Genomic DNA, 24,768 nt, shown 5'->3' with positions numbered 1-24,768 from the left:
CTACAACACAGCGGAGAGAAAGGGATTCGAACCCTTGATACACTTTCGCATATACACGCTTTCCAAGCGTGCGCCTTAGACCACTCGACCACCTCTCCTAACTATTCTAAATTATAGGGCAATCCCTTTCAAAAAACGACTCGCAATTAACAAAAAATATTTTATATAACTCAAATCTATAAAGACAAAAAAATCCAAATTATGATTGTTGGTTATTGAAACTATAATTTTTGTTAATCCGAGTTTTACAACACATTTTTAATTTGAATTCGATTAATATAAAAATGCTTGAACCTTTTTAATTTAAAATGTTAATCCGAGTTTTTCAGTGCGAGTTGCGAGAAGTAGAAAAACAAGTTGTACCTTAGCGCCCTTTTTCTAAGGGGAAATATTATGCAAGAAATACGCAATGTGGCTATAATAGCTCATGTCGATCATGGGAAAACAACATTAGTGGATAAGATAATTACTACTTGTAAGGTCTTAAATGATAGAAAATCTCAAGCAGATTTGTTGTTGGATAATAATGAGTTAGAGAGAGAGAGAGGTATTACTATACTATCGAAGAATATTTCTGTCAGATATAAGGATGTTAAAATAAACGTCATAGATACTCCTGGGCACGCAGATTTTGGGGGAGAGGTTGAACGTGTTTTGAAGATGGCTGACGGAGTATTACTACTTGTAGATGCTTTTGAGGGGGTTATGCCTCAAACTAGGTTTGTATTAAGCAAAGCCATAGAGTTGAATCTAAAACCTATAGTAGTAATAAATAAGGTAGATAAAGAAAATTGCACTCCAGATCTTACACAGGAGTCTATATATGAGTTGATGTTTAATTTAGAGGCTACAGACGACCAATTAGATTTTGTAACCGTATACGGTTCTTCTAAGGAAGGTTGGATGAGTATGGATTGGAAAAAACCTACCTCAGATATAAATGTCTTGTTAGATACTATAATATCTGAGATACCTCCTGCGCCTTATAGAGAAGGGGTTGCTCAAATGCAGATAACTTCTTTAGATTATTCTAAATTCACTGGGAGGATAGCTATAGGAAGGGTTTATAAAGGAGATTTATTTGATAATAAAGACTATGCACTCTGTAAGTTTAATGATGAGATAAAAAAAGTTAGAATAAAGGAATTATACCTATTCGAAGGTATGGGAAAGGTCAAGGTTTCAGAAGTTAAATGTGGGGATATCTGTGCCATAGTAGGGATAGATGGTTTTGAGATAGGTGATACCGTAAGCGATGTTCAAAATCCAGAGCCTTTGAAGAGGATTGCTATAGATGAACCTACTATGAGTATGTTATTCGCTATAAATAATTCTCCATTTTTCGGTAAGGAGGGTAAGTTTATAACTTCTCGTCATATAAGGGATAGGCTGTATAGCGAATTGGAGAAAAACCTTGCATTGAGAGTTGAAGATACCGATTATGAAGATAAATTTAATGTTTATGGCAGGGGAGTTTTACATCTATCTGTTTTGATAGAGACTATGAGGAGAGAGGGATATGAGTTACAAGTTGGTAGGCCTAGTGTGATATATAAAGATATAGATGGTCAAAAAAACGAACCTTTTGAAACACTTATAGTCGACACACCTGAAGAATATTCAGGTAAAGTTATAGAGTTAGTGACCCAGAAAAAAGGCGATTTATTAATTATGAAGAGTAAAGGTGATTTAGTTCACTTAGAATTTGATATTCCTTCTAGAGGGTTGATAGGATTGAGAAATAATATGCTCACAGCTACCTCTGGAAATGCCACTATCACACATCGATTTAGAGAGTACTTACCTTTTAAGGGAGAATTTACAGATAAGAAAAAGGGAGCTTTAATATCTATGGAAGGAGGCCCTGTTACGGCTTTTGCTTTAAACAAATTACAAGATAGAGGAATCTTTTTTGTAGATCCAGGAGAGGTTATTTACAAGGGTCAGGTAGTGGGAGAGCACACTAGAGATAATGATTTGAGCGTCAATCTAATAAAGGGTAAACAGCTTACTAATATGAGGAAATCAGGTAGTGATGAAGCTGTTAAAATAGCTGCTAAAGTAGAATTTTCATTGGAAGAAGCTATGGAATACATCAAAGATGACGAATATCTGGAAGTGACACCTAAGAGCATTAGGATGAGGAAAATATAGAATAAGTTATATTTCCCTAACTGATATTATCTTTAGAGTGTGTAAATAAATGCTCTGCTGCTGTCCTGTTTCCCTATTGGGGGAATTCACCTTCTAGGTGTTTTTCTCGAGACAACTAAGGTAGCTTCTGTGCAAGAAAAAGTGGGAAGAGGGATCCTTATTCTTTTTTTTAAAAGGCTTATCTATGTTTTTTCTCTGAAGTTTTTCACATGCCCTTAAAACGTTTTAAAAGTGAACAAACACAAGTCCTCATCCTTGAAACAGTTTTTTTTAAAACTTTGGGGTGAATTCTCCAAAATAAAAGAGGGGCTGGCAGAATACTGAAGCTGTCTCAAAACTGAGACAGCTCTTTTTATTTACACACTTTACGTGATAGTATCTTAAAAAGGAAACTAAAGAGCTCTCTAATACCAAAAATTAAAAAACCGCCTCATTTCATTAATGAGATGGCTTCACTTTTTTAAAAAATATGATTGTTAAAAAAGAACCACAAGTAAATAATTGCTACTATATTAGCTAGGATATTTAATTCTTTGTCTTTAGGGGAAAGAATTATGCTAAAATTTGTGGTTAATGCTTTGATATTCAAGGTGATTGACAGGTTGTAATTAATTATTTTAAAAAAAAACATGAAGACATTTTCTTTTGTGAAGAGTATAATTTTCTCTTTTGTGTTGTTATCTGTGTTTATTTTTTCTTGTGAAAAGAATAAAGGTTATGATAATAATTTAGCTATAGGAGTAGGCATAGAGTCTATTTCCCTAATTGAATCTGAAAACCCTGAAAAAGGATTAGTTTCTGATATAACATGTGATATAGATACTGCTGATTATACTGTATCGTTAACAGTTCCTCATTCGGCTATTTTAACTGGATTAAAGTTTGATATAAAACTTTCTGAAGGATATAGCATATCACCTGCTAGTGGAGATGAAGTTAATTTTGAACTTGAAGAATCTTCTGAGGAGTCTTCAGAAACACCTTCTCCTAAACGTTATAAAAAAGTTTTTACTGTAACAGCTAAAGATGGAACTGCTAAGGAATACAAAGTATATATAACCAAAGGTTCATCTAATGAATGCGCTATTAGTTCATTTAAATTTATTAATGATGAAAAAAATAATGGTAAGGGTCTTGTAAAAGACATAACTGGAATTATAATAAAGTCAGAAAGTGGAGAAGCTACCATATCATTAATAGTTCCAAATATTGCTGATTTAGCAGATCTTAAGCCTACTATAGAGATAAGTTCTGGAGCTACGGTTAGTCCAGCAAATGAAGAAGCTAAAACTTTTACATCTGGTTCAGAAGAGGAATATACTGTAACAGCTCAAGATGGTAGAACAAAAACTTATAAAGTAACTGTAACTAAGGAAGAAGGACCAAAATTAGAAAGCTTTAAAATACCAGCTGATAATAGTAAGGGTATTAGAGATGAGGTAACTGCTACATTTGAGCATGAGCAAGGGTCTGCTACGGGTAAAATTTTGTTAAATATTCCTTATACAGGAACTGCTATTAATTTAACAGGATTAACACCTACTATAGAAGTTCCTACTGGTTGTAGTCTAGATCCTACTGCTAGCGAAATATCTGATGATATTAGCGGTAAAACATTTACTCTAACAAAAACTGACACAGGTTCTAAAAGAGTTTATACTGTACAAGCAGTTAAAGGGCCTTCTATTAAGTCTTTTAAATTTCAAACGAACACTAATAGCGGGAATGGTATAAGTACTGAAATAAGTGCTACGAGTATTAATCACGATACTGGAGCTATAGCTATAACCATTCCTAGCACTGTAAACTTAAATCAAAATCTAACACCTACAATTGAAGTTGAAAGTGGTGTTACTGTTGATCCATTAAGTGAAACTCCTCGTACTTTTACTGGAAATACCCCTGTTCAATATAAAGTTTCAGCTAATGGTATAGAAAAAACTTATGAAGTAACTGTAACTAAAGAAGCAGCGCCTAGATTGACAAAATTTGAAATAGCAGCTGATAATGGAAAAGGTATTAAAGAAAAAGTTGAAGCTATATTAACACATACTGATTCCGAAAACACTGGCACAATCTTACTAAAATTCCCTAGGAATACAAATACGGATATTTCTTTAACAGGATTAACCCCTACTATAGAAGTTCCTACTGGTTGTGCTGTAAGTCCAGCTAGTGGTGCAGCAGTAACTGAAGATATTAACAGTGCTACATTTACTCTAACAAAAACGGATACAGGCTCCCAAAGAGTTTATACTGTTGAAGCAGTCAAAGGACCTTATATTAGTAAGTTTGAGTTTAAAACGAACGCTAATAGCGGGAATGGTATAAGTACTGATATAAGTGCAACAAGTGTTAATCACGATACTGGAACAATAGTCATAACCGTTCCTAGCGCTGTAATCTTAAGTAACAGTCTAACTCCTACAATTACATTAGGAGATGATAGTATTGCTACCGTTGAACCTGCTGCTTCTGCAAAAGTCTTTAACCAGGCTGTTCAGTATATAGTAAAAAACTCTACTTATACATCGTTTGCTAAAACGTACACAGTAACTGTAACTAAAGAAGCGGCGCCAAAATTAGAAAGCTTTAAAATACCAGCTACTACTGAAAAAGGTATTAAAGAAGAAGTTGAAGCTACATTAACTCATGCTGAAGACTCTGATGTTGGCATTATCTTACTAAAATTTCCTCATAAAGATGCTGACCGTAATACTGACATTGATTTAACAGGATTAACACCTGCGATCACTCTTCCTGATGGTTGTACTGTAAGTCCAGCTAGTGGTGCAGCGGCATCTGGAGATATTAGTGCTACTGGCAGTAATACATTTACTTTAACAAAAAGTGATACGGGTTCTAAAAGAGTTTATACTATAACAGCAGTTAAAGGGCCTTATATTAAGTCTTTTAAATTTGAAACTAAATCTGATGGCACTAATACAGGCATAAACACGGAAGTGATAGGACAAATTAACCATGAAAATAATACCATAACTATAACAGTTCCTGCTTCTGTTAAGAAAAATTCAGATAAAGTGACTCTAACTCCTACAATTGTATTAGGAGGAGATGATGCTACTATTGCCAGTTCTTCTTCTGCCAGTGGGGTATCTCAAGAGTTTACATCTGGCGAAGCTGTTCAGTATATAGTAACAGGTAAAGAAGGTATGCAAAAGACTTATCAAGTTACTGTAACTAGAGAAAAATCAACTATAGCTCAGATTAAAACATTTACAATTGGTTCTGATAGTGGTAATATTACACATCCTAATAGTAGTATAAATGGCAGAATAGTTGTGCCTGTGTCTAGCCTTCCAACAGAATCAAAAATTCCTACTACAACACAATCAGATTATGCTACTGTAACTCCAGCAGATGCTCAAACTTTTTCTTATGAAAATTCTGTTACATATACTGTAACAGCTGAGGATAATAGTACAGCAAAGACTTATGATGTGTATATACATGATTCTACTAAGGTTATAGTTGCTGATAGTTTGAAAGTGAAAAAATCTGATAGTACTGAGATCATTCCAGATTCTAAGAATATTGATGCAACTACCAGAGTTATAACTATTACTGTGCCTTCTGGAACTTCTCAAGAAGATTTAAAGTCTTTAACACTTAGTTTGGATAGTAGTAGTAGTTCTTCGTATACTCTAGAACCTACTGGGGAACAAGATTTTTCTAACGAAAAGGAAGTAAAGTATACTCTTAAAGAAAGTAGTGGCAGTGCAGTAGGTCATTATTGGGTTAAGGTAGCGGTTGCTGGATAAGCTGCGAAATAAATAATTTCCGTACTTATTCAACTCTAAAAAACAGACAGTCAGTTGTTATGGCTGTCTGTTTTTTTATGGTTCCTCATTTTGACATTAAGAATTATTTATTCCCAAATAAATATTAATCAAATCTAGGTTTAGATAAAAAAAACTATTATTTTTTATCCAAAAATTAAAAAGCCCCTTTGTGTTAGATTTTACAATCTAATATTTTTTTAAAAAAATCTTTGAAGATTAGGATAAGTTTATAACTTGCGCAAGTTTATTAATGCATAGGTCTTCCTCACTTTTTAAAAACTATTAACTAAAAAAAATAAGCATGAGTCATAATAAATTTCTTCCAACTATTAAAAAATCATTTCTGTCATTATTAGTGTCGATGATTACTATTACTAGTTATTCTCAATACAGGATAAGTGGAAAAATTCAAGACAGTGATAAGTTACCTTTGGAATATACAGAGGTAATACTCCAGACTTTAGACTCTGTAGCAATAAAATCTAAACTTACAGACAAGGAAGGATATTTCATCATAGATGATATAAATAAGGGAGAATATGAACTGATCATGAGGTATTTTTCTGAGAATATTCACAATCAAATTATTTCAGTCGAGAAAGATTTAGACCTAAAAACTATATATGTAAATCCAGATGTGTCTCTTAAAGAAATCGTTCTAGAAGCCAAAAACCCTGTAATAGAGAAAAAGCCAGATAGACTAATATTAAATGTAGAGAACTCAGTGGCTGCAACTGGAAGAAACGCCTTAGAAGTACTGAAAATAACTCCTAGATTAAAAGTAGAAAACGATAAAATATCTATGATAGGAAAAGAAGGCATGTCAGTTATGATTAATGGCAGAATAGTCCAATTCTCTGGAGAAGAGCTGTCTAACTATCTAATGACACTTAATTCAGAAGACTTGAAGAAAATAGAAGTTATACCCAATCCTCCTGCTAAATACAGTGCAGCAGGCAATAGCGGATTGATAAATATCGTAACTAAAAAATCTATAATAGATCAATGGAATGCCTCATTAAAAGGATCCTATTTACAGAGAAGCAAGCCCTCGGGAACAACAGGAGCTAGTTTTAATTTCAAAAAAGGAGATTTAGAGATAATTAGTAGAATAGGTTATTCTTATTACATGTTTGTAAGCAGAGAAAAGTCTCAGACTGAATATGCTAAGCCATGGAAAGCAAATAATAATAAAGAAAGAACCGTAAATTTCCTTTCTCCTAAATTAGGATTGGAGTATAAGATAAATGATAAATTATCAACTGGTTTTGATTATAATTTTTTTTTCGGTAAACCATTTGTAAATGAAAATAGTAAGACTACCCAAGGTTATGACACCTCTTCTGAAATTGACTATGAAACAATAACCAAGAACGATATGCAATTTAGACAAAATTCCCTAAACTATCACATTATATACGATATTGATACTATAGGCAGAAAATTGTCTTTAGATTTTGATTTTATGAATTACAATTTTAAAGCAAAACGAGATATAGGCATTAAAACACTTGTTCTAAGTGAAGGGTCAAATAATAAAATACTCAATAAACATGATAAAGACAAAAGTTATGGAGTTCAAGATGTAGTTAATTATTCTGTGAATTTAGATATGGAACACCCTACTGAATTTGCCAATTATAATTACGGAGGACGAGCTGTATTTATCGAGACTAACAGCCCGAATAAATATTACGACATTCTAAATGGAAAAGAAATATTAAATACCCAAACCAGCAATGAATTTAATTATAGAGAGAATAATCAAGCGATATATTTCAGTGCACAAAAGAACATTTCAGAAAAATTTCAAGCTAAAATAGGATTGAGATATGAATTTACTCAAACTAAAGGGCATTCAAAAACCCTTAATAAAACTAATAAAACTACTTACTCAGAACTATTTCCCACTGTGTATTTGTCGTATAATCTAGATGATCATAATTCCTTTAACATAAATTATGGCAAGAGAATAAAAAGACCTTCGTATTGGCATTTAAACCCTTTTGTTTGGGAGACAAGTAAAAATGTATATGTTAAAGGTAATCAACATTTGAAACCTTCCTTTACTGATAATATCGAACTGGAATACACTTATAAAGGCATAAGCTTTACTGCTATATCTTACTCTTATACTAGTGATGGTTTCGGAGAGATATCTAAAATAGACAAATCTACCAATAAAACAGAGCGTATGCATCTAAATTATTATGATAAAAAAAATATTGGCATCAATCAGACTTTTATTTACAATCTTACAGAATGGTGGAATTTAAATGCCACTGCTAATGTATATTATCAGCATACCGATTCCAAAGCTGAATTACCCCTAAAAAAACTTAGTGGTTGGAATAGTTATTTTAACTTGTCTAACAATTTTATCCTGACCCCTGATAAGACTTTATCAGCAAATCTGAACTTTGTATATGTACCAGCTGGTATTTATGAACTAGAAAATATTGACTCTTATAATAATTTAAATTTCTCCTTAAGGTGGTTATTATTAGATAAAAACCTAACTCTTAGCTTAAACACCACTGACATATTTAATTCTTCTATAAGGAATTCTACTACTGTTTATGATGGCATAGAATCTTCTTATGAATATTTTCATGACGACAGGTCTATAATGGTAGGTATAAGCTACAGGTTTGGAGATAATTTTAGATCTACCAGAGCTAGAAGTAAAAATAGAGAAGAACAAAGTAGGACTAGTCAATAGAAATAATTCAAACAGCCCGTTTAAGTTTTTTTTACCATAAAAAAACTTCTCAATTAAATAATTACTACTAACTTAGCTTTTTAATTTGATTTTATCCCAAAAAGGGTAATTGAATTAAAGTTTAGACTTAATAGCTTGAATGCCTTGTCATTTGAGCTATTAGCGTTTTTTGTCGTTTTGAAAATTTAAAAAACATGAATATTTTATTAAAATACACCTTATCACTACTAACTATTTTCTTAGTAGCTTTCTCTTGTACTAAACCAGCTGAAGGTCCTAAACCAGGGGAGGGGGCTAAAACGGATGTAGTAGCAAAGCCTCTACAATTAGAAATTGCTTCTGTAAAGTTTGAAAAAGCAGGAAATCTAAATGGTGATGATGTTTCTGAGTTTTATGAAAAACTCTTTATTACAAAAACCCCTGCTAGAGATAAGAGCAAGAATAAAGATGATAAAGGAACTAATAACGGTTATCCAACTGAGTTTGCAACTAAAACTGAAGATATAAAAGGGAATAATATTTTTATAAATCTTCCGTATAACTCAAATTTTGAAAAATTAACAGCAAACGTTACTGTTAAGGCTGTTCTTACTTTTAAATCTGTTGTTGATAGTGTTAATTTAGAAGTGCCTAAGATTACCAATATTAAAGGAAATTCTGTAGAGATTTCATTTGAGATAAATAAAGATCATTTTACTTCGGAGAAATTAAACTCTGCTAATCCTGTCGTTAAACAAGTTCTTAAATTTTCTAAAGCTGGATTCGTTGATAAGATATACACCGTGAATTTTAAATTCTCAGATAACAAATCTGCAGACTGTACTATAGGAGAAGATAAGTTTAAGTTTACAGTTGCTGCTAGTGGAATCAACGCTGTTGCTAATTTTAGTACAGGTAAAGCAACTGGGAACATAGTAAATGCTCATTATGTTACACCTACTGTTAACACTGCTAATTCAGTTACAAACCCAATTGAATTCAAACTTAGAAAAGGTTCTAGTAATAACGAGCTTAAGACAGGAGGAGTTGCTGAAACAGATTATTTCAAAGCAGATGCTTTGGAACTTCCAGATGGAGCTTTTATTGTATTAGAAAATGATACTGATGTCAATCCAATTACTGGGATGAAGAAAACTGGTAGTTCTGCTACTACTGGTCAAACAGACCTTAAAGGCACTTCTGGTGGCTCCACTGCAGTTAGTTATAATTTCACAGTAATAGCTCAAAATGGGACAAGTAAAAAATACTGCAAACTAACAATTAATACTGATAGTTAGTAAAATTCAAAAGCTCAATTAATTATTTAGGATTTTGCTCTTTATTATTAATCATTGAAATATAGATTATGAAAACAAAAAATTTATTTAAAAACCTTTTATCACTACTAGCTATTGTTCTAGTAGTTTTCTCTTGTACTAAACCATCTGAGGAGGCTAAACTAGGAGAGAAAGCTAAAACGGATGTAGCAGCAAAACCTTTAGAATTAGAAATTACTTCTGTAAAGTTTGAAAAAGCTAAAAATTTTAAAGACACTGATGTATCTGAGTTCTACGAAAAGCTTTTTATCACTAAAACTCCAGCTAGAGACAAAAGTAAAACTGCCGTTGTAGCTTCTAATGGTTATCCAGATAAGTTTGAAACTGAAGCTACAGACATAAAGGGAAACAATATTTTTATAAATCTTCCATATAACTCAAATTTTGAAAAATTAACAGCAAATGCTACTATCAAAGCTGTTCTTACTTTTAAATCTGCTGTTGATAGTGTTGTTTTAGAAGCCCCTAAAACTAATATTAGAGGAAATTCTGCAGAGATTTCATTTGAAATAAATAAAGATCATTTTACTTCGGAGAATTTAAAATCTGCTAATCCTGTTATCAAACAAGTTCTTAAATTTTCCAAAGCTGGATTCGCTGATAAGATATACACTGTGAATTTTAAATTCTCAGAAAGTAAATCTGATTCATGTACTATAGAAGAAACTGGTTTTAAGTTTAAAGTTGGAGGAACTACTGGAATTAATAAATCTGGTGATTTTAACAGTAGTAAAACCGTTGATGGTATAGTTACAGCTAACTATGTTGCTTCTAATACTGACACGCCTAATTCAGGTACAAACCCAATTGAATTCAAACTTAGAAAAGGTTCTAGTAATAACGAGCTTAAGGAAGCTGGAGTTGCTGACACTGATTATTTTAAAGCAGATGCTTTAGAACTTCCAGATGGAGCTTTTATTGAGGTTTCTACTGACACTACTGCTTGTCCTGGTACTGGCTCTACTCCTACATGTGCGAATGTCAATCCAATCACTGGAATGAAGGGAACTGGAGTGGCAGCTGCTACTGGTCAGACGCATCTTATAGGAAAGTCAGATAACGGAGCTATTAGCTATACATTCACAGTAGTAGCTCAAAATGGAACAAGCAAGAAATACTACAAACTAACAATTAATGCAACAAGTTAATTGAATTTAAAAACTCAATTTAATTATTTAAGCTGTTGCTATTTATTATTAATCATTGAAATATAAATTATGAAAACAAAAAACTTATTTAAAAACTTTTTATCACTACTAGCTATTTTCTTAGTAGTTTTCTCTTGTACTAAACCAGCTGAAGGGCCTAAACCAGGGGAGGGGGCTAAAACGGATGTAGTAGCAAAGCCTCTACAATTAGAAATTACCTCTGTAAAGTTTGAAAAAGCGGGAAATCTAAATGGAGATAATGTATCTGAATTTTACGAAAAGTTATTTATTACAAGAATTCCTGCTAGAAATAAATTGGCTTCTGTTGCTGCAAGTAGTACTTCTAATGGTTATCCAAATAAATTTGAAACTACAGATATAAAGGGAAACAATATTTTTATAAATCTTCCATATAACTCAAATTTTGAAGCATTAAAAGAAAACGCTACTGTTAAGGCTGTTCTTACTTTTAAATCTGCAGTTGATAGTGTTGTTTTAGAAGTGCCTAAGATTACCAATATTAAAGGAAATTCTGTAGAGATTTCATTTGAGATAAATAAAGATCATTTTAGTTCGGTGAATTTAAAAGCTACCAATCCTGTTATCAAACAAGTTCTTAAATTTTCCAAAGCTGGATTCGCTGATAAGATATACACTGTGAGTTTTAAATTCTCAGAAAGTAAATCTGAATTATGTACTATAGGGCAAGATAAGTTTAAGTTTACAGTTGCTGCTAGTGGGATTAATATTAGTACTTCATTTAAAGATAAAGAAGCTAATTCGGTAGCTAATGCTTATTATGACACTACTGCTAATAGTAGTAAAGGTAATACTAGTGATCAGCCAATAGAATTCAAACTTAGAAAAGGTTCTAATAATAACGAGCTTAAGACAGAAGGAGTTGCTGATACTGATTATTTCAAAGCAGATGCTTTAGAACTTCCAGATGGAGCTTTTATTGTATTAGAGGCTGATGATGATGTTAATCCAATTACTGGGATGAAGAAAACTGGAGCTACTACTACTAATGATCAGACAGACCTTAAGGGAGCTTCTGGTCAAGCAGAAGCTAGTTATAAATTCACTGTAGTAGCTCAAAATGGAACAAGCAAGAAATACTATAAACTAACAATTAATGCTGATAGCTAGTTAGTAACATTCAAAAACTCAATTAATTATTTAAGCTATTGCTACTTATTATTAATCATTGAAATATAAATTATGAAAACAAAAAACTTATTTAAAAACTTTTTGTCATTATTAACACTTGTGTTATTCGCTTTCTCTTGTACTAAACCAGCTGAAGATTCTAAACCAGGGGAGGAGGCTAAAACGGATGTAGAAGTAAAACCACTACAATTAGAAATTACTTCTATAAAATTTGAAAAAGCAGGAAATCTAAAAGGCACTGATGTGTCTGAATTTTACGAAAAGTTATTTATTACAAGAACTCCTGCTAGAAACAAATTGGCTTCTGTTGATTCAACCGCTACTACTAACGGTTATCCAACTGAGTTTGTAACTGAAGCCACAGACATAAAGGGAAACGATATTTTTATAAAACTTCCATATAACTCAAATTTTGAAAAATTAACAGCAAACGCTACTGTTAAGGCTATTCTTACTTTTAAATCTGTTGTTGATAGTGTTGTTTTAGAAACTCCCAAAACTAATATTAAAGGAAATTCTGCAGAGATCTCATTTGAGATAAATAAAGATCATTTTACTTCGGAAAAATTAAACTCTGCTAATCCTGTTTTCAAACAGGTTCTTAAATTTTCCAAAGCTGGATTTACAGATAGAGTATACACTATGAATTTTAGGTTCTCAGATACTAAATCTGATTTATGTACTATAGGAGAAAATAAGTTTGGGTTTAAAGCTACTGATAGCGGAATTAATGCTAAAGGTTCATTTAATAGCAAACAAGCTAACGATGTAGTTAAAGCTCATTATGATACTGCTAATAGTGGAGCGGGCAAAGGTGAGACAAGTTCATCCCCAATTGAATTCAAACTTAGAAAAGGTTCTAGTAATAACGAGCTAAAGGATGCTGGAGTTGGTGAAGATGCTTATTTCAAAGCAGATGCTTTAGAACTTCCAGATGGAGCTTTTATTGTATTAGAAAATGATACTGACGTCAATCCAATTACTGGAATGAAGAAAACTGGAGCTACTAATACTACTGATCAGACAGATCTTAAGGGAGCTTCTAGTGGCTCCACTACAGTTAGTTATAATTTCACAGTAGTAGCTCAAAATGGAACAAGCAAGAAATATTACAAACTAACAATTAATGCTAGTTAGTGGAATTTAAAAACTGAATTAATTATTTAAGCTGTTGCTATTTATTATTAATCATTGAAATATAAATTATGAAAACAAAAAACTTATTTAAAAACCTTTTGTCATTATTAACACTTGTGTTATTCGCTTTATCTTGTACTAAACCATCTGAAGGTCCTAAATCAGGAGAGGAAGCTAAAACGGATGTAGCAGCAAAACCACTACGATTAGAAATTGCTTCTGTAAAGTTTGAAAAAGCAGGAAATCTAAAAGGCACTGATGTATCTGAATTTTACGAAAAGTTATTTATTACAAGAACTCCTGCTAGAGACAAATTGGCTTCTGTTGATTCAACCGCTACTGCTAACGGTTATCCAACTGAGTTTGCAACTAGAACAGAAGATATAGAAGGAAACAATATTTTTATAAATCTTCCATATAACTCAAATTTTGAAAAATTATCAGCAAACGCTACTGTTAAGGCTGTTCTTACTTTTAAATCTGTTGTTGATAGTGTTGTTTTAGAAACTCCCAAAACTAATATTAAAGGAAATTCTGTAGAGATTTCATTTGAAATAAATAAAGATCATTTTACTTCGGAGAAATTAAAATCTGCTAACCCTGTTATAAAACAAGTTCTTAAATTTTCCAAAGCTGGATTCGCTGATAAGATATACACTGTGAATTTTAAGTTCTCAGAAAGTAAATCTGATTTATGTACTATAGGAGAAACTGGTTTTAAGTTTACATTAAATGAAACTGGAATTAATGCTAAGACTTCTTTTAGTGATACCGCCAAAGCTAACTCAGCATCAGTAGTTAGAGCTCATTATGATACTGCTAATAGTGGAGAGGGCAAAGGTAAGACAAGTTCATCCCCAATTGAATTCAAACTTAGAAAGAGTGCTAATGGCGAGCTTAATACAAGTGGAGTTGCTGATACTGCTTATTTCAAAGCAGATGCTTTAGAACTTCCAGATGGAGCTTTTATTGTATTAGAAAATGATACTTATGTCAATCCAATTACTGGAATTAAAAAAACTAATGGGACTGTTGTTGCTAATCAAACAGATCTTAAGGGAGCTTCTGGAAATGGAAGTGTTGAATATAATTTCACAGTAGTAGCTCAAAATGGAACAAGCAAGAAATACTATAAACTAACAATTAATGCTGATAGCTAGTTTGTAAAGTTCAAAAACTCAATTAATTATTTAAGCTGTTGGTATTTATTATTAATCATTGAAGTATAAATTATGAAAACAAAAAACTTATTTAAAAACTTTTTGTCATTATTAACACTTGTGTTATTCGCTTTCTCTTGTACTAAACCAGTTGAGGAAGCTAAAACTGATGTAGCAGCAAAACCACTACAATTAGAAATTACTTCTGTAAAGTTTGAAAAATCAGGAAATCTAAAAGGCACTGATGTGTCTGAATTTTACGAAAAGTTATTTATTACAAGAACTCCTGCTAGAAACAAATTGGCTTCTGTTGATTCAACCGCTACTACTAACGGTTATCCAACTGAGTTTGCAACTAGAACTGAAGATATAAAAGGGAATAATATTTTTATAAATCTTCCATATAACTCAAATTTTGAAAAATTAACAGCAAATGCTACTGTTAAGGCTGTTCTTACTTTTAAATCTGCAGTTGATAGTGTTAATTTAGAAGTGCCTAAGATTACCAATATTAAAGGAAATTCTGTAGAGATTTCATTTGAAATAAATAAAGATCATTTTAGTTCGGTGAAATTAAAATCTGCTAATCCTGTCGTTAAACAAGTTCTTAAATTTTCCAAAGCTGGATTCGCTGATAAGATATACACTGTGAATTTTAAGTTCTCAGAAAGTAAATCTGATTTATGTACTATAGGACAAGATAAGTTTAAGTTTACAGTTGGAGGAACTTCTGGAATTAATAAATCTGGCGATTTTAGCAACAGTAAAGCTCAGGGGAGTATAGTTACAGCTAACTATGTTGCTCCTAATACTAACACTGTTAATTCAAGCACAAACCCAATTGAATTCAAACTTAGGAAGAGTGATTCTTCGACTAGTAAGGAGCTTAATACAAGTGGAGTTGGTCAAGATGCTTACTTCAAAGCAGATGCTTTAGAACTTCCAGATGGAGCTTTTATTGTATTAGAAAATGATACTGATGTCAATCCAATTACTGGGATGAAGAAAACTGAAGCTACTACTACTAATGATCAGACAGACCTTAAGGGAGCTTCTGGTCAAGCAGAAGCTAGTTATAAATTCACTGTAGTAGCTCAAAATGGAACAAGCAAGAAATACTATAAACTAGTAATTAATGCTAGTTAGTAAAATTCAAAAACTCAATTAATTATTTAAGCTGTTGCTATTTATTATTAATCATTGAAATATAAATTATGAAAACAAAAAACTTATTTAAAAATCTTTTATCATTATTAACGCTTGTGTTATTCGCTTTCTCTTGTACTAAACCAGTTGAGGAAGCTAAAACGGATGTAGCAGCAAAACCACTACAATTAGAAATTACTTCTGTAAAGTTTGAAAAAGCAGGAAATCTAAAAGGCACTGATGTTTCTGAATTTTACGAAAAGTTATTTATTACAAAAACTCCTGCTAGAAACAAATTGGCTTCTGTTGATTCAACCGCTACTGCTAACGGTTATCCAACTGAGTTTGCAACTAGAACAGAAGATATAGAAGGAAACAATATTTTTATAAATCTTCCATATAACTCAAATTTTGAAAAATTAGCAGCAAACGCTACTGTTAAGGCTGTTCTTACTTTTAAATCTGCTGTTGATAGTGTTGTTTTAGAAGCTCCTAAAACTAATATTAGAGGAAATTCTGTAGAGATCTCATTTGAAATAAATAAAGATCATTTTACTTCGGAGAAATTAAAATCTGCTAATCCTGTTATCAAACAAGTTCTTAAATTTTCCAAAGCTGGATTCGCTGATAAGATATACACTGTGAATTTTAAATTCTCAGAAAGTAAATCTAATTTATGTACTATAGGAGAGAATAAGTTTGGGTTTACAGTTGCTGCTACTGGAATTAACACTAAAGATTCATTTAAAGATAAAGAAGCTAATTCGGTAGCTAATGCTCATTACGATACTGGCAATACTGGTAAAGGTGATATAAGCACAAACCCAATTGAATTCAAACTTAGAAAAGGTTCTAGTTACGAGCTTAAGGACGGTGGTGTTGATCAAAATGCTTACTTCAAAGCAGATGCTTTAGAACTTCCAGATGGAGCTTTTATTGAGGTTAGTGATACTACTTGCACTGCTAGTGGCACTACTAATGTATGTGATGTTAATCCAATTACTGGAATGAAGAAAACTGGAGCTACTACTACTACTGATCAAACAGATCTTAAAGGCACTTCTGGTGGCTCCACTGCAGTTAGTTATAATTTCACAGTAGTAGCTCAAAATGGAACAAGTAAAAAATACTATAAACTAACAATTAATGCAACAAGTTAATTGAATTCAAAAACTCAATATTTGTTTGAGAATTTGTAGAAGTACAATTCAGGTTTATTTTTCAGTTATTTTGCCTAGATATTCAAGCGAAAAAAGTTAGTAAATTGACTTATGTAAGTCGTTATACTATCAACAAAATTTTTGACAAATTACGTCATTTGATTGCTTAAAAATGGGAAGAAGAAAGTCCCTTGGATTTAAGTCTTATGAAGGCTTGGTAAATGATGGTTATAAGAGATATTATAAAATCAGACATAGTGAAAGTTAATTTGCAAAATGAGTAAATCACATTAATGGAATTGAAAATTTTTGTAGACTATGTAAAGCCGGATTATCTAGGTTTATAGGAGTTCATAAACACAAGCTTTATTATTATCTAAAAAAGTGTGAATGTAGATTTAATTATCGCAATGAAAATTTGTATTCTTATCTGTTAAAATGGCTAAGAAAAAATCCCCTTAAGTTGTTTTGAACCAAAAAAAATAAAAGAATATTTACGTCAATCAATGGCTATTATTAAATGGGGATCTGTATAAAATAGATGTTGATAAAAAAACAATAGAACAGACCGTAAAACAGCCTGTTCTATGTTTAGTGTTAAATGTTACCACTTAACACAGTCCTTATTTAATAATTTAAATAAAATAATGAAAAAAATGTGCCGCAAAGTTAATAAAAAAAGAACCTATTTAATTTTTTAAGAAAAAATTTCAGCTATGATCAAATGGTTTTAACCAGAAATTTTAATTTTTTATTTAAAGGGGATATTTTTTAGGCTGATGGTTGTTTTGGACAATAGTCATTTTAAAAAAGTTAAACTTAAATCATATTTACTGACAACAACCTCTTAAACTGCACTTTACATTTGACCTATGATGAGTTTTAGATAACTAATTAAGTATATTTGTACCTACTTAGACTTTTTTTAAAAAAAACACTTAACTCATAGCATAGAGTATGTCTGTAATAGATGAATTAAAATATAATTTTAAAAATGGAGAAGTGTTTTTAAAAATTATATATATCAATGTATTTATATTCGTTTTCGGTGTTGTAATAGAGCTATTACTCTACTTGTTGGGCATAAGAATTTATCAAAACTATTTCATTTTACCTTCATCTTTTCAAAATTTCATATGGTCTCCTTGGAGTATTATAACTTATAGTTTTATGCATTCGAGTATTTTTCATCTGTTTTTTAACATGGTGTTTTTATACTTTATAGGAGGAATATTTTTTAAATATTTAGGAAGAAGAACATTTTTAGAACTCTACTTTTTAGGTAGCATCAGTGGCGGTTTAGTTTTTATTGTATTCAGTTATATGTTTGCTGACATACATCAAAATAAAATCTCCTTTTTGATCGGATCTTCAGCTTCAATTATGGCGGTCTTATCTGGACTCACTACACATATTCCAAATTATCCAGTAAGGATATTCAATTTTAAAAATTTGAAATTATGGCATATCACTGCATTTTTAGCACTTCTTGATTTTATGCAAATACCTGAAGACAGAAATCAAGGAGGTCATTTTGCACATATTGGAGGCCTTGCCATAGGATATTTATACATAAAAAAACTACATGATAGAAAATATCTAAACCTTATAATCGATAAAATAAAATCATATCTCAAACCCAAACCTAATAGTCATAACACAGATAAACAGAATAAAGAAAAAGTCGATTCCATACTAGAAAAAATATCTAAATCCGGATATGATAGTTTAACTAAATCAGAAAAAGATTTTTTGTTTAATAACAAAAATGATCAATAAAAAAGGTGGAGAATATATGTTATACATCATAAATATATTTTTTTCTTTTTTACTGATATTAGTATACATCAACTCGTATGTCCCACCGGATTTAATTCCTTATCATGGAATATTAAGTGTAATATATCCATTTTTATTATTGGTTAATATAGCATTTGCTTTGATTTGGATATCGAGATTAAATCCTCTTTTTCTAATATCTACTATTGTTATATTTCTGGGTTATAAGAATTTTGATCTTCTTTTTAAATTTCCAAAAAACTCTGAAGTTTATAAAAAAGTTGAAGGAGATATTAAACTTATCTCGTTTAACGTTCATTCTTTTAATAGGTATAACTGGATACAAAAAAAAGATGTGATCGATGAGATTAAAAATTTTATATCGGTGAATGATCCAGATATAATTTGTTTTCAAGAGTTTTACGATACAAAAAAGAATTACTTCCCAGAGTATCCTTACGTATATATTTCTTCCACTCACAAAAATGAGATATGGGGTAATGCCATATTTTCTAAATTTCCAATAATAGAAAAAGGAATAATAAAATTTGAAAACAGCTATAATCAAACTACTTATGTAAGTATTGACATAGGACAAGAGATTTTAAGAATTTATAATGTCCATTTAGAATCCCTTGGTATTGATCAAGAAGATTATGAATATAGAAAAAAGCATAAAAAAAATACTTTAGAAAGACTCAGCAAATTGTTTAAAAATGTAAATAAAGGTTTTTCCAAACACAGCGAACAAAGTGTATTAATTAGGGAGCATATAGACAATTCTCCATATAAAAACATAGTATGTGGAGATTTTAACTCTACTGCTTTTTTCTATGAATACAAGAAGATAAAAGGAGGCTTAAACGATGCTTTTAGTGTATTTGGGCAAGGACTGGGAGCCACTTTCTTTTTCTATTATTACCCTTTGAGAATAGATTTTATTTTATCAGATCCTAGAATATCTATCAAAGAATTCCAGACGCATTCGAATATAAGATTATCCGATCACATTCCCTTATCCTTAATCTTTAATTAGTGACACTATCGGCTACAGTTCCATTTGAAATTGCTTTAAAAATCTGATATCGTTTTCAAAAAACATCCTTAGATCTTTAATCTGATAAATGAGCATGGCTATTCGTTCTATGCCCATTCCAAAAGCAAATCCAGAATATTTTTTGTGGTCTATATTGGCATTTTTCAAAACATTAGGATCTACCATTCCACATCCCATTATTTCTAACCAACCAGTTCCCTTTGTGATTCTCTTATCAGCTTCAGATTTCATACCCCAATATATATCTACTTCTGCACTAGGCTCTGTAAATGGAAAGTACGATGGTCTAAATCTAATTTTAGATTTCCCAAATAATTCTTTAGTAAAATAAATAACAGTCTGTTTAAGGTCTGCAAAAGAGACATCGGTATCTATATACAGTCCCTCTATTTGATGAAATATACAGTGTGATCTAGCAGAAATATCCTCATTTCTAAACACTCTACCTGGAGATATAGTCCTTATAGGAGGTTTGTTATTTTCCATGTAGTGCATTTGAACCGACGATGTATGCGTTCTCAAGAGAAAGTCTGGATTTTTTCTGATAAAAAAAGTATCCTGCATATCCCTAGCTGGATGAAATTCAGGAAGGTTTAAACCTGTGAAATTATGCCAGTCATCTTCTATTTCAGGACCTTGGGAAACGCCAAACCCTATGCCAGAGAATATATCTACAATCCTTTTTCTAATGAGAGATATGGGATGTCTATTTCCTAAGTCTAAGTATTCTGCAGGTCTAGTTAAATCGTTTTCTGTGTGATGTTTATCATTAGAATCTACTCTATCTAAAAGGTCATTTACCTTATCTGTAGCTAAAGTTTTGAGCTCATTTATAGACTGTCCAAATACTTTTCTGTCATTTTTTTCAACATTTTTGAATAGCGAAAAATAATGAGCTACAAGACCTTTTTTGCCTAAAAATTTAATCTTAAAATCTTCTATTTGGTTTTTGTCTGTAGATTGAAAATCCGTGATTTCCTGTTTTAACTTTTCTATTTCAGCGAGCATGATATGATATTTGTGTAGGCTCAAAATTAATGATTTACAAAGAAAATACAGCTCTCAATATTAAAAGTGGTTTAGAATATTTTGATTTAGTAAATGAATTTTTATAAAGAATGTTTCAAGCCTTGAATATAGGCATTAAAAAAGGGGCTTTTGGCCCCTTTGAAATCTAATTAAAGCTTTTTATAAATTCAATTAAAACTATGAGAGAGTAGATATATTTCCGATATTTTTTCACTCTTATAAAAGAGGCATAAATGTTTTCTATTCTACCGTTACAGATTTAGCTAGATTCCTAGGTTGATCTACATTATATCCCTTAAAAACACCTACGTAATAGGCGAAGAGCTGCAGCGGGATAACAGACAATATAGGAATGAACTCCTCGGAGACTCTAGGAATGGATATGATATCATCTACCTGACTTTCTACCTCTGTATTACCGTCGGTAACGATGGATATTATCTTCCCCTTCCTAGCTTTAACTTCTTGTATGTTCGATAATACTTTCTTTAAATGCATGTCGGAAGGACATAAAAATAAAGATGGAATATCTTTGTCTATAAGGGCTATAGGTCCGTGTTTCATCTCTCCTGTAGCATAGCCTTCAGCGTGAATGTAAGATACCTCTTTTAATTTCAAAGCTCCTTCCAAAGCTATTGGATAATTAGCTCCCCTCCCCATAAATAAAAAACTACTAGAGTTACAATACTTCTCAGCTATGCTCTGAATTTTTTTATCTTGAAGTAAACACTCTTGAATCTTAGTAGGTATAGAATTTAACTCTAATAATAATTTTTCTAGTCTCTCACTAGATATTGTTTTATTCTCCTGCGCTATGTAAAGACCAATTAGATTTAAGGCTATAAGCTGAGAAGTAAATGATTTTGTAGAAGCTACAGCAATTTCGTATCCAGCACGAGTATACAGACCTTCGTGAGATTCTCTAGATATTGTAGAGCCTACCACATTACACATACCGAGTACTACAGCGCCTCTTTCCTTTAACATAGATATGGCTGAAATAGTATCTGCTGTCTCTCCAGATTGTGAGACTGCTATAAAGATATCTCTCTCATGTATTATTGGATTTTTATATCTAAACTCTGACGCAAACTCTACTTCAACTGGAATACGACATATATCCTCTATAAAATATTTAGCCGTAAAACCTGCATGCCATGAGGTTCCACAAGCTATGATTACTATCCTATGGGCATTTAATAATAACTCTCTGTGTTGTGTTATGCCCCCTAAAATAATTTTAGAAGTTTTACTATTTAACCTCCCTCTAAGACCGTTACTAATGGTTTTAGGCTGTTCGTATATCTCTTTCAACATGAAGTGCTTAAAATCTCCCTTTTCTATAGAGCTCAATTCTAAGTCTAAATTCTCCACAAAAGAAGTTTGAGTAATGTTGTCTATATTGCTCAGTATTATCTCATCTGACTTTACAACAGCTATTTGAAAATCATCCATATATATAGCCTTGTTGGTATACTCAGCTATGGATGAAGCATCTGAAGTCAAAAAGTGTTCGTTCCTTCCTACCCCTATTATCAATGGAGAACCTCTGCGTACGGCAAATAAAGTGCCTGGCTCATCTTCAGATAGAATAACTATAGAATAAGCCCCCACTATCCTCTTTAGAGCCAAACGAATAGCTGTACTTAAATCACATTTGTCGTTGATTTGTATGTTCTCTATAAAATTTATCAGAACTTCTGTATCTGTTTGACTTTGAAAGACATAACCTTTAGAAAGTAATTCTTTCTTGAGAGAAGAATAATTCTCTATTATGCCATTGTGTACAATGGCCAACTTTTTAGAATTAGAAAACTGAGGATGAGAATTTGAATCATTAGGCTCTCCATGTGTGGCCCATCGAGTATGACCTATTCCTATAGAACTAGAAAATTCCTTTCCATTTAAAAGAGTTATCAACTCGTCTAACTTTCCTTCTCTTTTGAATACTTTGAGTTTTTCATCTTCTAATAAACCTATTCCCGTACTGTCGTATCCCCTATATTCTAACCTTTTTAGTCCTTTTAACAAAACACTCTTAATATTCCTATCGCCGACATAACCAAATAATCCACACATACTTAAATTCTATTTAACTGTAGAAATAACCTTTTTTTTAAACCAACCGTCTCTCTAAAAAAAACACTAAAGAAATACCATAAAAAAACATCTTCTTAGTACACAACTAGTCTTTTTCTAATCATCAGAAGAAAACATTATTAACTTTCTGCGATATGCCCCAAGCAACTTAGATTTTGATATAAAACCTACGTACTTATCATCATCTGTAACGGGCAAATTCCAGGCAGCTGTATCTTGAAATTTCTTCATCACATTTTCAATGCTATCTGTTTTTATATCTATGATAGTTTCAGGCATCTGCATGACATCCTTAATCAAGGACACTTCACATATACTAGTTTCGAACATGATATGTCTTATATCATTCAAACTAACTATACCTTCGAAATATCCTTTAGAATCTACTACTGGAAAAATATTTCGCTTTGATTTTGCAACCGCAGAATGTAGTATTTCACTTATAGACATCTTAGAACTGATAGTTATAAAATTAGTCTCTAAAAGACTTTTTATATTCAACATATTTAAAATTGCTCTATCCTTGTTGTGAGTTAAAAGCTCTCCTTTTTTATCTAATTCAGAAGTGTATACAGACCTGTGTATGAAATACTTTGTTATGCTGTAAGAAATAGAAGAGGTAATCATGAGAGGTAAAAATAGACTGTATCCCCTAGTGATTTCTGCTATTAAAAATATGGCCGTAAGAGGAGCGTATAACACACCCGACATAAGTCCTGCCATACCCACCAGAGTAAAATTAACCTCTGAAATACTGTAAAAACCAAAAGCGTTGACTATCTTAGAAAAGACATTTCCCATAGCGCTGCCCATAAATAGAGTAGGGGTAAATATTCCACCTATGCCGCCAGCGCCAAAAGTGATAGAAGTGGCTATTATCTTAAATACTACCAAGCCTAATAACAATAAAATGACTACCCATTGGTTATCTGTAAATTCAGCGAAATAAGGATCGAACATCGATTTAGGAGTCGAACCGGCCAACAGATTATTTATAACGTCGAATCCCTCTCCAAAAAGAGGAGGGATGAAAAATACTATAATGCCTATTAAAACACCTCCTATGATGAGTTTCTTAAAAGAACTCTGTAATTTATCAAAGAGAGAGGCTATAAACATATACATCTTATTGAAATATATAGATGTAATACTCGACACCACACCTAATAAAACATAAAACATAGTATCTCTAATATCAAATACTTCGGTCTGGGAAAAATGTAATAAAACGTCATTTCCCATAAAAAAATAAGAGGTCAACCTAGCTGATATAGAAGCGAATAACAATGGAAGTAAAGAAGTTAATGTGAGATCTAAACTAAATACCTCTATAGAGAAGATAATAGCAGCGATAGGAGCATTAAAAATAACTGACATGGCGCCAGTAGCAGCACATCCTATCAATAATATCCTATTTTTATAATTCATGCGAAAGACACGTGAAATATTAGATCCTAAAGCCGATCCAGTAGCTACTGTTGGCCCTTCTAATCCTACTGAGCCTCCAAAACCAACAGTAAAAGGAGCTGTTAGAATAGAGGCGTACATCTGATGAGATTTTAACAATCCCCCTTGCTTGGAAATTGCATATAGGGTCGATGGTATTCCATGCCCTATAGGTTTTGCTATGATATACTTAGATATTATAACCGCTATGGAAATACCTATAAAAGGGAAAAAGATATAACCATAAGTATAAAAAGTTCCAATAAAATCTTTATGCAACAAACTCTGTATGAGATGCGTAGCGTTTTTTAGCACTACGGCAGACATACCTGATATAAAACCTGTAATTATACACAGTATAAATAAAAACTGAGTATGAGGAATATTCCTTATCCTCCAAATGATAAACTTGCCTAGTAGAGTTTTGGGCTTTGGCATTAG

General features: G+C 31.8%; 15 protein-coding genes, 1 tRNA gene and 1 pseudogene. 13 read left to right on the top strand and 4 right to left on the bottom strand.

Translation table 11 applies throughout. The features are described from left to right. Positions 1-11 precede the first annotated feature (11 nt). Positions 12-98 (bottom strand) — tRNA-Ser (locus JBKA6_RS00775). 295 nt (positions 99-393) lie between these two features. Here JBKA6_RS00775 and typA point away from each other — a divergent pair. From typA to JBKA6_RS00715, 13 genes and pseudogenes are all read left to right on the top strand, one after another. Next, complete coding sequence (gene typA, locus JBKA6_RS00770) at positions 394-2,154, top strand: translational GTPase TypA (RefSeq protein WP_096684821.1); 1,761 nt, start codon at positions 394-396, stop codon at positions 2,152-2,154. A gap of 629 nt (positions 2,155-2,783) precedes the next feature. Continuing rightward, complete coding sequence (locus JBKA6_RS00765; RefSeq protein ID WP_096684819.1) at positions 2,784-5,936, top strand: DUF5018 domain-containing protein; 3,153 nt, start codon at positions 2,784-2,786, stop codon at positions 5,934-5,936. Positions 5,937-6,258: 322 nt separating this feature from the next. After that, positions 6,259-8,679 (top strand): outer membrane beta-barrel family protein, encoded by a 2,421-nt coding sequence (locus JBKA6_RS00760; RefSeq protein ID WP_096684816.1) that lies wholly within the window; start codon positions 6,259-6,261, stop codon positions 8,677-8,679. A gap of 194 nt (positions 8,680-8,873) precedes the next feature. Continuing rightward, the gene (locus tag JBKA6_RS00755; RefSeq protein ID WP_096684813.1) at positions 8,874-9,956 is read left to right on the top strand and encodes a hypothetical protein; all 1,083 of its coding nucleotides are present in this window, start codon (positions 8,874-8,876) and stop codon (positions 9,954-9,956) included. A gap of 68 nt (positions 9,957-10,024) precedes the next feature. Next, complete coding sequence (locus JBKA6_RS00750) at positions 10,025-11,143, top strand: hypothetical protein (RefSeq protein WP_096684809.1); 1,119 nt, start codon at positions 10,025-10,027, stop codon at positions 11,141-11,143. Between the two features lie 69 nt (positions 11,144-11,212). Then, positions 11,213-12,292 (top strand): hypothetical protein, encoded by a 1,080-nt coding sequence (locus JBKA6_RS00745; protein WP_096684807.1) that lies wholly within the window; start codon positions 11,213-11,215, stop codon positions 12,290-12,292. A gap of 72 nt (positions 12,293-12,364) precedes the next feature. Continuing rightward, the gene (locus tag JBKA6_RS00740; protein WP_157776851.1) at positions 12,365-13,450 is read left to right on the top strand and encodes a hypothetical protein; all 1,086 of its coding nucleotides are present in this window, start codon (positions 12,365-12,367) and stop codon (positions 13,448-13,450) included. A gap of 68 nt (positions 13,451-13,518) precedes the next feature. Beyond that, complete coding sequence (locus JBKA6_RS00735) at positions 13,519-14,610, top strand: hypothetical protein (protein ID WP_096684803.1); 1,092 nt, start codon at positions 13,519-13,521, stop codon at positions 14,608-14,610. A gap of 72 nt (positions 14,611-14,682) precedes the next feature. Next, entirely contained in the window at positions 14,683-15,756 is a 1,074-nt protein-coding gene (locus JBKA6_RS00730; protein WP_096684801.1) for a hypothetical protein, read from the top strand. 68 nt (positions 15,757-15,824) lie between these two features. Beyond that, complete coding sequence (locus JBKA6_RS00725) at positions 15,825-16,916, top strand: hypothetical protein (RefSeq protein ID WP_096684799.1); 1,092 nt, start codon at positions 15,825-15,827, stop codon at positions 16,914-16,916. Between the two features lie 38 nt (positions 16,917-16,954). Next, positions 16,955-17,388 (top strand): annotated as a pseudogene (locus JBKA6_RS07425) (IS1595-like element ISIse1 family transposase); the annotation flags it as partial. Positions 17,389-17,873: 485 nt separating this feature from the next. Then, a complete protein-coding gene (locus JBKA6_RS00720; RefSeq protein ID WP_096684797.1) occupies positions 17,874-18,695 on the top strand; it encodes a rhomboid family intramembrane serine protease in 822 nt (273 codons plus the stop codon). Beyond that, the gene (locus tag JBKA6_RS00715) at positions 18,685-19,731 is read left to right on the top strand and encodes an endonuclease/exonuclease/phosphatase family protein (protein ID WP_096684795.1); all 1,047 of its coding nucleotides are present in this window, start codon (positions 18,685-18,687) and stop codon (positions 19,729-19,731) included. The genes JBKA6_RS00720 and JBKA6_RS00715 overlap by 11 nt, the downstream gene beginning before the upstream one ends. A 12-nt stretch (positions 19,732-19,743) precedes the next feature. Here JBKA6_RS00715 and pheS read toward each other — a convergent pair whose 3' ends face one another. The 3 genes from pheS to JBKA6_RS00700 all read right to left on the bottom strand — a co-directional run bounded on the left by pheS (position 19,744) and on the right by JBKA6_RS00700 (position 24,765). Further along, positions 19,744-20,760, bottom strand: coding sequence for a phenylalanine--tRNA ligase subunit alpha (gene pheS / locus JBKA6_RS00710; protein ID WP_096684792.1), 1,017 nt, complete (start codon positions 20,758-20,760; stop codon positions 19,744-19,746). A 261-nt stretch (positions 20,761-21,021) separates the two neighbouring features. Beyond that, entirely contained in the window at positions 21,022-22,860 is a 1,839-nt protein-coding gene (gene glmS / locus JBKA6_RS00705; RefSeq protein ID WP_096684789.1) for a glutamine--fructose-6-phosphate transaminase (isomerizing), read from the bottom strand. 117 nt (positions 22,861-22,977) lie between these two features. Beyond that, positions 22,978-24,765, bottom strand: coding sequence for a chloride channel protein (locus JBKA6_RS00700; protein WP_096684787.1), 1,788 nt, complete (start codon positions 24,763-24,765; stop codon positions 22,978-22,980). Positions 24,766-24,768 lie beyond the last annotated feature (3 nt).

This window comes from Ichthyobacterium seriolicida, assembly GCF_002369955.1.
GTDB classification, from domain to species: Bacteria; Bacteroidota; Bacteroidia; order Flavobacteriales; family Ichthyobacteriaceae; genus Ichthyobacterium; species Ichthyobacterium seriolicida.
Note: the sequence above shows the minus strand (reverse complement) of the source record. Positions and strands in the feature narration are given on the sequence as shown.

Bases quoted from the DNA above. Each gene is read 5' to 3' on its own strand.
- typA (WP_096684821.1), top strand. From the start codon at position 394: ATGCAAGAAATACGCAATGTGGCTATAATAGCTCATGTCGATCATGGG.
- JBKA6_RS00765 (WP_096684819.1), top strand. From the start codon at position 2,784: ATGAAGACATTTTCTTTTGTGAAGAGTATAATTTTCTCTTTTGTGTTG.
- JBKA6_RS00760 (WP_096684816.1), top strand. From the start codon at position 6,259: ATGAGTCATAATAAATTTCTTCCAACTATTAAAAAATCATTTCTGTCA.
- JBKA6_RS00755 (WP_096684813.1), top strand. From the start codon at position 8,874: ATGAATATTTTATTAAAATACACCTTATCACTACTAACTATTTTCTTA.
- JBKA6_RS00750 (WP_096684809.1), top strand. From the start codon at position 10,025: ATGAAAACAAAAAATTTATTTAAAAACCTTTTATCACTACTAGCTATT.
- JBKA6_RS00745 (WP_096684807.1), top strand. From the start codon at position 11,213: ATGAAAACAAAAAACTTATTTAAAAACTTTTTATCACTACTAGCTATT.
- JBKA6_RS00740 (WP_157776851.1), top strand. From the start codon at position 12,365: ATGAAAACAAAAAACTTATTTAAAAACTTTTTGTCATTATTAACACTT.
- JBKA6_RS00735 (WP_096684803.1), top strand. From the start codon at position 13,519: ATGAAAACAAAAAACTTATTTAAAAACCTTTTGTCATTATTAACACTT.
- JBKA6_RS00730 (WP_096684801.1), top strand. From the start codon at position 14,683: ATGAAAACAAAAAACTTATTTAAAAACTTTTTGTCATTATTAACACTT.
- JBKA6_RS00725 (WP_096684799.1), top strand. From the start codon at position 15,825: ATGAAAACAAAAAACTTATTTAAAAATCTTTTATCATTATTAACGCTT.
- JBKA6_RS00720 (WP_096684797.1), top strand. From the start codon at position 17,874: ATGTCTGTAATAGATGAATTAAAATATAATTTTAAAAATGGAGAAGTG.
- JBKA6_RS00715 (WP_096684795.1), top strand. From the start codon at position 18,685: ATGATCAATAAAAAAGGTGGAGAATATATGTTATACATCATAAATATA.
- pheS (WP_096684792.1), bottom strand. From the start codon at position 20,760: ATGCTCGCTGAAATAGAAAAGTTAAAACAGGAAATCACGGATTTTCAA.
- glmS (WP_096684789.1), bottom strand. From the start codon at position 22,860: ATGTGTGGATTATTTGGTTATGTCGGCGATAGGAATATTAAGAGTGTT.
- JBKA6_RS00700 (WP_096684787.1), bottom strand. From the start codon at position 24,765: ATGCCAAAGCCCAAAACTCTACTAGGCAAGTTTATCATTTGGAGGATA.